General features: G+C 33.2%; 10 protein-coding genes. 6 read left to right on the top strand and 4 right to left on the bottom strand.

Annotated elements, in window-relative coordinates; all coding sequences use genetic code 11:
- Positions 1-153 precede the first annotated feature (153 nt).
- The 3 genes from FF52_RS19260 to FF52_RS19250 all read left to right on the top strand — a co-directional run bounded on the left by FF52_RS19260 (position 154) and on the right by FF52_RS19250 (position 2,254).
- Positions 154-696 carry an IS1096 element passenger TnpR family protein gene (locus FF52_RS19260; RefSeq protein ID WP_008468204.1) on the top strand — a complete coding sequence of 181 codons (543 nt, stop codon included), beginning with the start codon at positions 154-156 and terminating at the stop codon, positions 694-696.
- 96 nt (positions 697-792) lie between these two features.
- Positions 793-1,158, top strand: coding sequence for a four helix bundle protein (locus FF52_RS19255; RefSeq protein WP_008468197.1), 366 nt, complete (start codon positions 793-795; stop codon positions 1,156-1,158).
- A 37-nt stretch (positions 1,159-1,195) separates the two neighbouring features.
- Positions 1,196-2,254, top strand: a complete 1,059-nt coding sequence (locus tag FF52_RS19250; RefSeq protein WP_008468195.1) for a nucleoid-associated protein — start codon at positions 1,196-1,198, stop codon at positions 2,252-2,254.
- A gap of 151 nt (positions 2,255-2,405) precedes the next feature.
- Here FF52_RS19250 and FF52_RS23460 read toward each other — a convergent pair whose 3' ends face one another.
- Positions 2,406-2,675: a TetR family transcriptional regulator C-terminal domain-containing protein gene (locus FF52_RS23460; RefSeq protein ID WP_192811817.1), complete on the bottom strand. Its 270-nt coding sequence runs from the start codon at positions 2,673-2,675 to the stop codon at positions 2,406-2,408.
- 187 nt (positions 2,676-2,862) lie between these two features.
- Between FF52_RS23460 and FF52_RS19240 the strand changes: the two genes are divergently transcribed.
- Positions 2,863-5,232 carry a GAF domain-containing protein gene (locus FF52_RS19240; protein ID WP_008468190.1) on the top strand — a complete coding sequence of 790 codons (2,370 nt, stop codon included), beginning with the start codon at positions 2,863-2,865 and terminating at the stop codon, positions 5,230-5,232.
- A 226-nt stretch (positions 5,233-5,458) separates the two neighbouring features.
- Here FF52_RS19240 and FF52_RS19235 read toward each other — a convergent pair whose 3' ends face one another.
- On the bottom strand, positions 5,459-6,646 hold the full coding sequence (locus FF52_RS19235; RefSeq protein WP_008468189.1) for a Pycsar system effector family protein: 1,188 nt from the start codon (positions 6,644-6,646) through the stop codon (positions 5,459-5,461).
- A gap of 26 nt (positions 6,647-6,672) precedes the next feature.
- Between FF52_RS19235 and FF52_RS19230 the strand changes: the two genes are divergently transcribed.
- The gene (locus FF52_RS19230; protein ID WP_008468188.1) at positions 6,673-10,404 is read left to right on the top strand and encodes a metallophosphoesterase; all 3,732 of its coding nucleotides are present in this window, start codon (positions 6,673-6,675) and stop codon (positions 10,402-10,404) included.
- 155 nt (positions 10,405-10,559) lie between these two features.
- Here the strand turns inward: FF52_RS19230 and FF52_RS19225 are convergent, their stop codons facing one another.
- Positions 10,560-11,417 (bottom strand): SdiA-regulated domain-containing protein, encoded by an 858-nt coding sequence (locus tag FF52_RS19225; protein WP_008468180.1) that lies wholly within the window; start codon positions 11,415-11,417, stop codon positions 10,560-10,562.
- 76 nt (positions 11,418-11,493) lie between these two features.
- Positions 11,494-12,546 carry a hypothetical protein gene (locus tag FF52_RS19220; RefSeq protein WP_008468177.1) on the bottom strand — a complete coding sequence of 351 codons (1,053 nt, stop codon included), beginning with the start codon at positions 12,544-12,546 and terminating at the stop codon, positions 11,494-11,496.
- Positions 12,547-12,652: 106 nt separating this feature from the next.
- Here FF52_RS19220 and FF52_RS19215 point away from each other — a divergent pair, with 106 nt between their 5' ends.
- The gene (locus tag FF52_RS19215; protein WP_008468174.1) at positions 12,653-13,564 is read left to right on the top strand and encodes an ABC transporter ATP-binding protein; all 912 of its coding nucleotides are present in this window, start codon (positions 12,653-12,655) and stop codon (positions 13,562-13,564) included.
- Position 13,565 lies beyond the last annotated feature (1 nt).

Genomic DNA, 13,565 nt, shown 5'->3' with positions numbered 1-13,565 from the left:
AGAGCATTCTTATTGGTAAAAGGCTTCGACTTCGCTCAGCCAGACAAACTAATTGAAAATCAAATTTCTAAAATCTTTTCAACAAATCGCAATTCGAGATTCGAATTTCGTTTTTTATATTTTACCTTTGACCTCTCAATAAAAACAAAGATTATGGTTTATAAATTTAGAGTTATTCTAGACGCCGAAGAAGATATTTTTAGAGACATTGCAATTCTTGAAGATGATACTCTTGAGGATTTACACAATGCAATCTTCAATGCTTTTGGCTTTGACGGATCAGAAGTGGCTTCATTTTATACTTGTGATGATACATGGAATCAAGAAGATGAAATTCCGCTTTTTGATACAGGAGATGTTCCTGGCGAAATAAGAACCATGAACGATTATCCGTTATCTAGTATTTTAGACAAAGAAAACACAAAGATTATCTACGTTTATGATTTTATCAGCATGTGGACTTTCTTAGTAGAATTGGCTGCTATCGAAGATGAAGCTGTTGGGGCAACTTACCCAGAAACTTTATTCTCTCACGGTGAAATGCCAGACGAAGCTCTTGAAAAAAACTTCGAAGCCGATGACATGCACAATGATATCTACGGAGAATTTGAAGACGATCTAGACGAAGACGATCTTGACATGTTCGAAGGAGATGACAGCTTCGAAGATTATGGATTTGAGGAGAATTGGAACTAATTTAAGGTTCTAAGGTTCTGAGATGCTAAGGTTCTAAGGTTTTAATTTTTGAAAGTTTTTTCTTATTTTTAATTCTTCAAATTAAAAATATTAAGCATGAGCAATTTTAGAACTTTACTGGTTTGGCAGAAGTCTATGACCTTGATTACCAAAATTTATTCCTTAACAAACAAATTTCCAAAAGAAGAAGTTTTCGGATTAACTTCACAAATTAGACGAAGCTCGATTTCTATTCCCAGTAATATTGCTGAAGGATTTGGCAGAGAAAGTGATAAAGATCTTTTACGCTTCTTAAACATTTCTGTTGGCTCTTTATTTGAGATGCAAACGCAATTAGAAATCGCAAAAAATATATCTTATTTAAAAGAAGAAGATTTTAACAATTTATACGAGGATAGCCGAGAGGTGGAAAGAATGTTAGTTTCTTTTATTAAAAAAATAAAAGACAGAACCCGACCTTAGTACCTTAGCATCTCAGAACCTCAGTACCTAAAAAAATATGATAAACTTATTCAACACCCACATCGACACGCTGTCAATACACCGCGTAGGAAACAAAAGCCGTAACGAAGCGATTTTTTTATCAGAGCAGCCATTTAATTTAAATGACGAAATTGTACCGCTGATCAAAGAATTCTTTTTTAAGCCTTTTAGAGAAAAAGAAGAAAACTATTATCAGTTTGCACACGAAGTGGACTTGGACTACAACGACATGTTTAAATATGCAACTGAGATTTTTGCTAATCCGTCAAATGTTCATGAGGTTTCTAAAAACATCACAAAACATTTATTTGAGCAGTCAAATCACCCGCATATTAAGAACGGAGAGGTTTATGTAACATATTTGACCAACTTAAGCATTGATAATAATGTAGTTGATGCAATTGGAATCTTTAAAAGCGAATTACAGGCAGACTTTTTACAGTTTGAAGAAAAAGGAAGCAACCTTGAAATGATTTTACAGCAAGGAATTAACTTGAGTAAATTGGATAAAGGATGTTTGATTTTCAATTACAAAAAAGAAGAAGGATACAAAATCCTGACTGTAGACAGCAACCGTTATGACGCGCGTTACTGGTTAGAGCACTTTTTATCTGTAGATGCTTTTGAAGATGAAAATTTCATCACTAAAAAATATTTAAAATTCTGTCAAAACTTCGCAAAAGACGTGGTATTGCCAGCAGAAGACAAGAAAGAGGAAGTAATGTTTATGAACCGATCTGTGAATTATTTCGCTAAAAACGATCAGTTTGAAGAGCAGAATTTCTTGAATGAAGTACTAGACAATCCTGATTTGATTCCTGAATTTAAAAACTATAAAGTTGATAAAGGAGAAAAATACAGCATCGAAGATGTTACCTCATTCCCTATTGCCAACGCAGCAGTTTCTGACGCTAGAAAATCGATTAAAAATGTAATTAATCTGGATACTCATATTCAGATAAAAATGGATTTTATCAATCCTGAAAGTGCAGAAAAATTTGTTGAAAAAGGCTGGGATGAAGAAAAACAAATGTATTACTACTTAGTTTACTTTAACAAAGAAGAAAAAAGCTAAGAAGTTTTCATTTTCTATTACTTACTTAATACAAAAAAAGGCAGTTACATTTGTAATTGCCTTTTTTTATTGAAATTGATTTTCTAAAACGAAGCGAAAATCGATTTTAAAATGTCATCATAAACTTGCTTATCTCTTTCTCCGGCTAGAGCTAAAACTCGAATTCCAGAATATTATTGAAAATAAATCTTGCAAGTGATCTTGCATCTTGTTTCTCTGAAATCTGGCCTAACTCTTGTCTTTTTCTTACAGCATTGCAAAAAATATCATCTACTACTTTCTGGTTATCGCGAACAATTTTTGCAATCTCAGGATCATGCATTGCCAATTCAATTGCAGAATTCACCATAAAACAGCCCTTTGTAATTCGATCTTGAAGACTTTCTATAACCGCTTGCTTGAAAATTTCTGTTATTGCCACTTTTATATTTTCAATAATGGAACGATCGTTCCCTTTTTGAAAATGTTAATTTTTTGTTAAAGCCAAAATTAACTTTCGTGACCTTTCTATTTTAAAGGCAATCAGCTATTTAACTATAAGCGAAAGAAATTACAAAATGTCGTACATTCTTAATTTATGCTTAATTTTGCATTAAAAAATAACTCAGATGGATATTCAATTTTTTAAAGAAAGTCCTTTTACCACTATAATTTCATTTCATAAGCTTATTGAATCTTTTGAAGAAATTGCTCGGTCAGATGTTGATTACAGATCAAACTATGCCAAAGCGATTTTAGAACAAATTGAATTAATTCCCGAACTTAGGACTGGAATCCAGGATTATTCGGTTATCAAAAACAATGAAGCTTTAATTAAGAATATCTTAGCCGATTTATTTCCAACTGCATTGACGCACAATGAAATAAAAGCGGTTACGATTCCATTCCAGAACATCTCATTTAATTATACGGAGCGTTTTAAGAAAATCTTGAAAAATGCCGGAGATGAATTTTATATGGAAATTCGTGATTTTAGCGAACATCAATTCTATATCAATAACTGCTGTTTAATTCTCAGCAATTATTACAAACAGCACGTTGATTTCAATCAGCCCTTTTTCTATGACATTCCGAACGAAAATGGAATTGAAAAACATTATCGTATTTTATACAATGCTGATTTCATGGAAATTACTCCGACTGAAAACGCTGTTCCGTTAACTCAAGAAGATATCGATCAATTACTTGATAACTATAACGACATCAATTTATGGAAATCTAAATTTCCAAAAGGAAGCTGGATCTTAAGAGGTTTTGGAATTGTTTCATTATTTGATGCTACCACAGAAAGTGCTATTTCTATTTTAAAAAGTAATTTGTTGAAACCTGGCCCTAAAACAGTTACGACTGATGAGGAAGTTTCTAATATATTTCAATCCATTTTTAATCTTCCAAATTTGAAAGTCGGATTTATTATTTATAATTCCGAAGAAGAGAAATTTATCAGACCGGCAAAATACGAAAATCAGATGAAAAGCTTTCTTCTTTCTGACGATCAGGAAGTGGAGTGCAAAAGTGCTTTTTTTGGATGTTCTTTCGAAAATCTATTAGACAATCAAGAGCCTTTTGTAATTTCTAACGTCAGCAAGTTTACCAAAGAATCTACAAACAAAAGACTCGGCGAACATTTACTGTCACAAGGCATTCAAAGCTGTATTTTTGCTCCTGTCATTAAAAGTGGACATTTATTGGGCGTTGTGGAACTGGTTTCAGAAAATCCAAGAGATCTGAACAGTGTAAATGCTACAAAACTCGATTTGGTTCTGCCGTATTTAACTGATACGATTGATCGCTATAATACCGATATGCAACATCAGATTGAAGCGATTATTCAGCGCGAATATACTACCATTCACCCGAGCGTATACTGGAAGTTTAAGAGAGAATCGCAAAATTACTTTCAGAATATGAATCATACTAAAGATTATATTTTTAAAGAAATTGTTTTTAAAAATGTATATCCGCTGTATGGCCAAATAGATATAAAAGGTTCGTCTGAACACCGAAACGAAACGGTTAAAATTGATTTAAAAAGTCAACTTACAGCTCTGTTAGAGATCTTTGATAATCAAGACTCTAATTCAAATCTTGTTCTGTTGGAACAAAGAAAATTTGAATTGGAATCGCTTAGAAGCGAATTGGATTTTCCTTTAAAGGCAGATACAGAACAGCATGTACAGCGTTATATTGAAGAAGAAATTCATCCGATATTAAAAAACACTAAAAGCAATCCAAAAAGTAAAAAGCTTGAAGAATTGTATTTTGAAAAACTGGATGAAAAAACCGGCATGTTTTATCAGGAAAGAAAGAAGTTTGACAATGCCATGTCGATTATCAATAAAAGATTGGCAACGGTGTTAGACAGAAAACAAGTTGAAGCCCAGCAGATTTATCCGCATTACTATGAACGTTTTAAAACGGATGGTGTTGAGCACAATTTATATATTGGAGCTTCTATTTCGCCAACAAAACCATTCGATATTATGTATCTGCATAATCTTCGTTTATGGCAATTGCAGACTTTATGCGAAATGGAACTAGAACACCATGATCTTAAAGAATCTTTACCATATGAATTGGATGTCACGTCACTGATTCTGGTTTTTAGTTCTGCGCTTTCTATACGTTTCAGAATGGATGAAAAACGTTTTGATGTAGATGGAACTTACAATGCAAGATATGAAGTAGTTAAAAAACGAATTGACAAATCTCATATCAAAGGCACAAACGAAAGAATTACTGAAAAAGAGAAAATTACAATTGTTTACTCTCAAAATAGTGAAGAAGCAGAATATTTAAAATATATTAAATACCTGCAACATAAAAAAATTCTTGAACCTTCTATTGAACAATTTGAAGTTGAAGATCTTCAGGGAGTTTCTGGTTTGAGAGCGATTCGTGTGAAAGTAATCAACAATAATTCGAATCCAGGAATTAAAAAAATAACCTATCAGGATTTATTAGATGAGCTCAACTAAATAGTTGAGCTTTTTTTGTTTTTAAAAACATAGATTTTGAAAACCGATAAAAGGCATTTCATTTTTTTGAAAAAAACATAGTCGCACCTAACATGAAAAAAGCTTTGTCAAAGTCTAAACTTTGACAAAGCTTTCTGAATTTTGAGCTATGTGTGAGAAACAAGTTTCTTTCTCTATTCTTTTTAACACAGAAAGATCTATGTTTCTATGTGTTTAAAATTTTAATTTAAATAGACTTAAAAGCAATCACAAACGCAATTACCGTTATGATAATTCCAAACATGAAAAAATTGTAGGCAATTCGGAGTAAATTATATTTTCGCTGTAAAACCAATCCCAAATAATACAAATCTTTAATCATGGTTGAGTATAAATAATCACGGTCTTTCATCATTTCGTTCATTGCCCAATCATAATCTTCGAGCGGCATTTTGTAGAAATTTCCAAAAAACATCAAATTCACTTTTTTAGCTTCTACATCATCACGAGTAAAAAATCCAGATGTTACTTTTGGACGTGTAGAAAGAATCGCAAAAATAATTGTAATTACACTCGACATCAGCATAATAAACGTTGGCACGACCAAATGCGCATTTCTCGGACTATCCAATTTTGGAATAATAGAAGACAAAGCTATCGAAATAATAATGGCATTTACAGACAATAAAATATTGGCTTTGCTATCTGCAATACCGCTTAAACGCGTATGATTTCCAAGAGTGACACGAAATAAAGTATCAACTCCACGATCTGGTTTATCAGCTTTTTCAGCCTTCTCTCTTTTTTTATTTTCTTCTTCGAGTGCTGCGGCGGCTTTCAATTCCTGTTTATTGATTTTTTTCTGAATTAATAAAAGATTTTTTTCTTTCAGAGGCTGCCATTTTCTCAAGGCGTAATCTGTGTAGAATCTGTGTTTATTCAATAAAAAATTCAGGTTTTCTCTAGTCCATTCCTCATTAGAAAAACTCACTATACCTGCATTTTTTAATTCCAAACGCAATAATTCGCAAGTTGTCGCATATTCAGCTCCCATTAAATGGGCATAATCTGCATCTCTGATAATCTTTTCTAAGTGTGTTCTAGGCTCATATTCTTTAACCGTAGCTAGAATCAAACTCGAAACAAGCGCGATAAATTCTTCCGATTTTCCTTTTTCTCGTAAAAACTCAGCAGCAATTTTTGTACTTGTTTTTTCATGATTTTCATACCCTTCAATATATCCCGTATCATGAAACCATGCAGCAACCAAAAGTGCTTCCTTATCCTCACCGCTTACATCTTCTTTTTTGCAAAGTTCTTTGACTGCAGTAACAACTGTAAAAGTATGATTAAAATTATGGTAAGAATATAAATTAGAAAGTTTATCTTTGAGTAAATTACTCACGAAATCTTCGGATTGTTCTATTAGATTCATAAAGAATATTTTTATACCACTAAATTATGAAATTGTTTTTGGATAATCATTTTATTGCTAAGATTAAAAACTATTCATTAGCAATTATTGCCCTATTCATTGTTTACGCCTGCGCCACTCGCAAACCGCAATACGGAAAAAATGTTAGTGCCAACGAAACAGAAAACGCAACAGACACCATAAAAATTGCACATACTTTTTTCCTTGTTGGAGATGCTGGAAATGCCGACGAAGAACAAGCGCAGCAAACGCTTGAACTTCTGCATAAAAAACTTAAGAAAGCAAGTAAGAAGTCAACGCTTCTTTTCTTAGGCGACAACATTTATCCGAAGGGATTTCCGGGTGATAAGCATCCTGAGGATAAGGCTTTAGCAGAAACTAAATTAACCAATCAATTAAAATTAACTGAAGGTTTTAAAGGAAAAACAATCGTAATTCCTGGAAATCATGATTGGTACAGCGGTATCAAAGGGCTAGAACGTCAAGCTGATTTTGTTACGAAATATTTAAATGATAAAAAAGGTTTTCTTCCAAGGAAATCCTGCCCTATTGAAAACGTAAAAATAGATAGCACGACTACTTTGATAGCTGTTGATAGTGAATGGTTTCTTGAAGACTGGAACGATCATCCAACAATCAATGATAATTGCGAAATTAAAACCAGAGAAGCTTTTTTTGAAGAACTCGAAGGCCTTTTAAACAAAAATCAAGAAAAAACCGTTGTTTTGGCTATTCATCATCCCTTACTAAGCAACGGAACACACGGCGGGCAATTTTCATTAGAAAAACAATTATTTCCTTTAGAGCAAAAAATTCCGCTTCCGATAATTGGTTCATTCATTAATTTGTTGCGAAAAACTTCTGGTGTAAATCCGCAAGATATCCAGAACAAACAATATACGATTTATACTAAAAGGATTAAAACCCTTTTGCAAAAGCAGAAAAATGTGATTGTAGTTTCTGGTCACGATCATAATCTGCAATATATCAGCAAAGAAAATATCCAGCAGATTATCAGCGGAGCAGGCTCAAAATCGGAAGCCGCACGAGCGATCAATCCTTATGATTTTTCATATGGCGGAAATGGTTATGCAACATTAACTATGTTTAAAAGCGGAGATGCAAAAGTTTCTTTTTATGGAAATGAAAATGGCAAAGAAAAGTTGCTTTTTGAGCGAGAGATTATAAAAGCCAAAGAAATTAACTGGGCTTCTGATATTCCCAACAAGTTTCCTGAAACTGTGACCACTTCGATTTATTCTCCAAAAATGACTCAAAAAAGTGCATTTCACAGATTTTTATTCGGCCAGCATTATAGAAAATATTACAGTCTACCGATTGAAGCGAGAACTGCTACAATTGACACTTTAAAAGGAGGCTTAAAACCCATTCGCGAAGGCGGGGGACATCAATCCGTTTCATTAAGAATGTCTGATCCTCAAGGGCGTGAATATATCATGCGTGCTATGAAAAAAAGTGCGACTGTATTCTTGCAATCAGTGGCTTTTAAAGATCAATATGTGGTTAATGAATTTGAAAAAACATACGCCGAAGATTTCTTGTTTGATTTTTACACTACTTCTCACCCTTATTCTTCTTTCGCTATTGGAGGCATGTCTGATCAAATTGGATTGAGGCATACGAATCCAATCCTGTACTATATTCCGAAGCAAAATGGTCTAGGCGAGTTTAATGCGAGTTTTGGAGACCAATTATATATGGTTGAAGAAAGACCTGCTGACAATCATCTTGATGGCAAAAATTTTGGAAAACCAAGTAACATCATCGGAACTGATGATATGATGCTGAATCTTCATAAAGACGAAAAATATACTGTTGATGAAAAAGAATATATCAAAGCACGTTTGTTTGATATTCTTTTAGGCGACTGGGACAGGCATAGCGATCAATGGCGTTGGGCTGAATATAAAGAAGATGGTAAAGTGATTTACAGACCAATTCCAAGAGATCGTGATCAAGCATTTGTAAAATACGATGGCGCCTTGCTTTCGCTTATAATGAATATGCCTCCTCTTCGTCATATGCGAACTTTCAAAGGTGATAGAATCAATGTGAAATGGCTTGGAAGAGAACCCTATCCTATGGATTTGGCATTTCTAAAAACTGCTGGAGAAAAAGAATGGGTTGAACAAGGCAAATACATTCAGGAAAACTTAACAGATGCAGATATCGATGTGGCTTTCAAAAACATGCCAAAAGAAGTTCAAGACGAAACGGTTGATGAAATCAAAGCAAAACTAAAAAGCAGAAAAAAAGATCTTCAGAAATATGCTCGCGAGTATTCTGATGTGTTAGATAAAACTGTTATGATTGCGGGAACAGACAAAAAAGACAAGTTTGTTTTAAATCATAATGTAAAGAAAGGTATTGAAATTCAGGTTTTCAGAATTAAAAAAGAAGGAGATGAATTGCTTTACACCAAAAACGTAAGCGATGCTAAGACCAAAAATCTTTGGATTTACGGACTGGACGATAATGATGTTTTTGAAGTAAAAGGAACCGAAAAATCAAGCATTAAAATTCGTTTGATTGGTGGTCAGAACAACGATACTTATAATATTGAAAACGGAAGAAAGGTTATTGTTTACGATTTCAAATCTAAAGAAAACACATACAATCTTGATTCTAAAACGCAAACTCAGCTTACAGACGATTACGAAGTTAATGCTTACAATTACGAAAGGCCAAAATATAATGTAGTATCTGGTCTTCCAAACATTGGCTATAATCCAGATGATGGTGTAAAAGTAGGTGTTAATGTCAATTATACGGTTAACAATTTTAAACAAAATCCGTACACACAAAGACATATTTTTAATGCCTTCTACTATTTTGCAACTGGCGGTTTAGAGTTTAATTATGCTGCGCATTTCCCTGGTTTATTGGGCAAATGGGTTATTGATGTGGAATCATTGTATACAACTCCAAATTTTGCCATGAACTATTTCGGTTATGGAAATGAATCGCAATACGACGATGATTTAGGAATGGATTACAATCGTGTGCGTATTAGAAAATTTAATGCTTCGGGCGCTATTCGTCATGTTGGAAGATATGGAAGCGAATTTAGCATTCAACCCATTTTCCAAAGAATGACGGTTGAAGATACAGAAAATAGATACATCAACATTCCGGGTATTGTAAATCCAAATGTATTTGACAGTCAGAATTACGGAAGTTTAAAAGTAAAATATCTCTTTAAAAATTCAGATTTTGCCGCGAAACCTACATTAGGAATGTATTTTATGATCGCAGGAACATGGACGACAAATCTTGACGACACAAAAAAGAATTTCCCTACTCTTGAAAGCGTTTTAGGATTTACGCATAAAATTGATCACAACGGAAAATTGATATTAGCTACTTATCTTAAAGGAAAGGCCATTTTCAACAATAATTACGAATTCTATCAAGGTGCTTCTCTGGGAGGCGATACTGATTTACGAGGTTTTAGAAATGAGCGTTTCTTAGGAAATTCTTACTTCTCCCAAAGCTCTGATTTACGTTTGAGCATAGGAAAAATCCGCAAAACGATTGTGCCTTTTACGTACGGAATTTTAGGAGGTTTCGACTATGGAAGAGTTTGGCTTGATGGCGAAAATTCTAAAAAATGGCACCAAGATTACGGCGGCGGACTTTGGCTGAATGCGATAAATGTTATTACGGCAAGAATCTCTTATTTCAAATCTCCAGACGAAATAGGAAGATTGATTTTTGGGGCAGCATATAGTTTTTAAAAAAGAAGCTGAGATTCTGAGATGCTAAGGTTCTAAGTTTTTTTTAGCCCTGAGTTTAAAAAAATAGCCACGAATTCACGAATGATTTAGTTTAATTCGTGAATTCGTGGCTAACTTTTTTGCTTTAAAACTTAGTATCTTAGCAACTTAGAATCTTAGAGTCTAAATTCATAAACCTTACCTCCTATTTTGTTTGTTTTTTCGTCAGCGATAAGCAAAGTGTTGTTGTCTTTAAAAACGATGGCTTCTTTTTGTGAGAAGTGATTTAGGCTTATTTCGGTCTGCGTTCCTTTATGGAATAAATCTCCTTTAAAGTTTTTAAACAAAAGCACTTTATCGTGGCTTAATAAAGCAACTTTTTTTCCGTCAGGACTTATTGTCGCGCTGGTCAGCACACAATGATTGTAATTGTTGCAAGTTTTAAATTCCCCTATTTTAACTGCTTTTTGAGTTCCTGCAGCATTTCTGATTTTGTATATAAAAGCTGTTCCGTCAAAACCTTTGCTTCTATTTTTGGTAAAAAGATAGAAATAGCCACCTTGCTCAAAGAAACCTTCAACATCGTAAAACATTTCTTTTTTCTTTGGCGGAAATTCCTTTTGCTCTGGGTATGAAAATGAAATTTTATATTCAGCTTTAGCTACATCATGATTCAATTCATTTTTTGGAAGCTTATAAATGCACAAATCTCTTCTTTCATTATCATTATTTCCAAAATCGCCAATGTAGATATTTCCCGTTTTATCTCTTGTAATATCTTCCCAATCTACATTTATAGCGTTTGAAATCGTAATGGTTTTGGCTAATTCCCCTTTAGAATCGATAGCATAAATAGCATTTTTATTTCCGCTGTCTTCCAATGTATAAAGGGTTTTGGTTTCAGGAAAATAAGCGATTCCAGAAACTTCTTTTAATTTTTTCGGAAGCGAATAAAGTTCTTTTAAATCAGAACCAGATTGTTTCTGGCAAGCTAATAAAACTATTGAACAGATAACCAAAAAAGATTTTTTCATAAAACTATTTTTTAAAACCATATAATTTAAAAAGATTGGCTTAATTGATCTTATATAATTTATATGATGAAATGATTTAAACTAAGTTAGTGTTTTTAAAATTACGGGTAATAAATTCAAATGCAGCGTGCATAATATGCCCCATTGATTTTGCATTTTTAAATTTCATATCGTTTGTATAACGGTACAATTCCATTTTTAATTGCAATAAATGCTCCTGCGTTGAGATGGTGTCGTGGCACATAATATTCAGCAATTTTTTTATTCTTGTTTCGGCTGAATGAATACGTTTTGCCAAAATTGCTCTTTCTTCATCCTTATATTGAATGATTGAACGTTCCTCTAATTTCTCTTTGATTAATTGAATCATCGGAAAATTTTCCTTGAAAAACTGCGGGCGGTACACTTTAAAATTCCCTTCGTAACATTGCTGGTCAAAATCGATTGGACGAATTTTATAGACTACCTGATCAAAATCGTGAATCGGGACAATTACATAATTATAGGCTCTCATATCACCCAAAAGACGAATCATACAGCGTTCGTTAAATTTGACAAACTCTTTGGCAATCTGTGCTTTTTCCATTTCACTACATTTGTCTAGCAGCGTATCCATAAAAACATCACCAGGAATTCCGATAATATGCTCTTCGATCAAAGTATCTTTATAAACCAAAAAGTTAATTTTATCTGGCGAAAGAATATCCTCCAATTCCAGTCCGTAAATACGAGACGCATCTGCTTTTTTGATGTAAAAATGGACATAGTTATCGTTGAGAATATTTCGGACCTTAATTCTAAAAGGTTTTGAATTTCCGAACGTACAATAATCAATTGCATCGACGTTTAGATATTGAATAATTTCACTATTACCATCAGAATGCAGAAGCGAGTATATTTTCTTCAGATTTAAATCAATTTCATTACGTTCAAATTCGCTATAATATACCCGAATCCAAAGCGTGTCGGTATCATTTTTATCATAAACATTTATCGAACCCGAAAAACGTAGCAAGTCATCATAAAACACAGAAACTTTAGAAATACGTTCATATCGCTCTAAATAACTTAAAAGTGGTTGTGTTAAAGGAAAAGACGGTTTTTTTAAAACCATTAAAGGCTCGCTCATTTTGAATATCTTTATTACAAATTTACGTCAATACGATTTAAAGTTAGAATTTAAAGTAACAAAAATCAACTTGGCTCGTCATACTAAAAACTAAAACCAGAAAAATTTGGAAACCATATTAACCATTGAGAATTTAAGTAAAAGATACGGCCGTATTCAGGCTCTAAAAAATGTATCTTTTCAAATACAAAAAGGTCGTGTTTATGGCATTCTAGGGCCAAACGGCAGCGGAAAATCGACTACTTTAGGAATTGTACTGAATGTTGTCAATAAATCTTCTGGCAATTATCGCTGGTTTGATGGCAATGTTGAAACTCATGACGCCTTGAAAAAAGTCGGTGCCATTATAGAAAGACCCAATTTCTATCCGTACATGACTGCAGAGCAAAACTTAAAATTGGTCTGCAAAATCAAAAACATCAACTATTCTAAAGTCAATGAAAAACTGGAATTAGTTGGTTTGAGTGAGAGAAAAGACAGCAAATTCAGCACTTTTTCTTTAGGAATGAAACAGCGTCTGGCTATTGCGTCGGCACTTTTAAATGATCCGGAAATTTTAATTTTAGATGAACCCACCAACGGATTAGATCCGCAGGGAATTCATCAGATTCGAGATATCATTAAAAAAATTGCCTCACAAGGAACTACTATTTTATTGGCTTCACATTTATTGGACGAAGTAGAAAAAGTGTGTTCTCAAGTAATTGTTTTAAGAAAAGGTGAAGTTTTATATTCTGGTTCTGTTGACGGAATGTCTTCAAACGAAGGTTTCTTTGAAGTTCAGTCAAATGATAATTTACTTTTAAAATCTTCTTTAATTGAGCATCCTGCTGTAGATAGAGTTTCTGAAGAAGACGGAAAAGTTCTGGTTTACTTAAAATCAGATTTATCAGCTTCAGAGTTAAATCAGTTTTTATTTTCTAAAAATATTGTATTAAGTCATTTAGTAAAACGTAAAAACAGTTTGGAAGCACAATTTTTAGAATTAACCAAAAACGCTATCGCTCAAAAAAACTAAA

It is taken from the genome of Flavobacterium sp. F52 (genome assembly GCF_000278705.1).
GTDB lineage: Bacteria > Bacteroidota > Bacteroidia > Flavobacteriales > Flavobacteriaceae > Flavobacterium > Flavobacterium anhuiense.
This window is presented reverse-complemented; position numbering and strand designations above follow the sequence as displayed.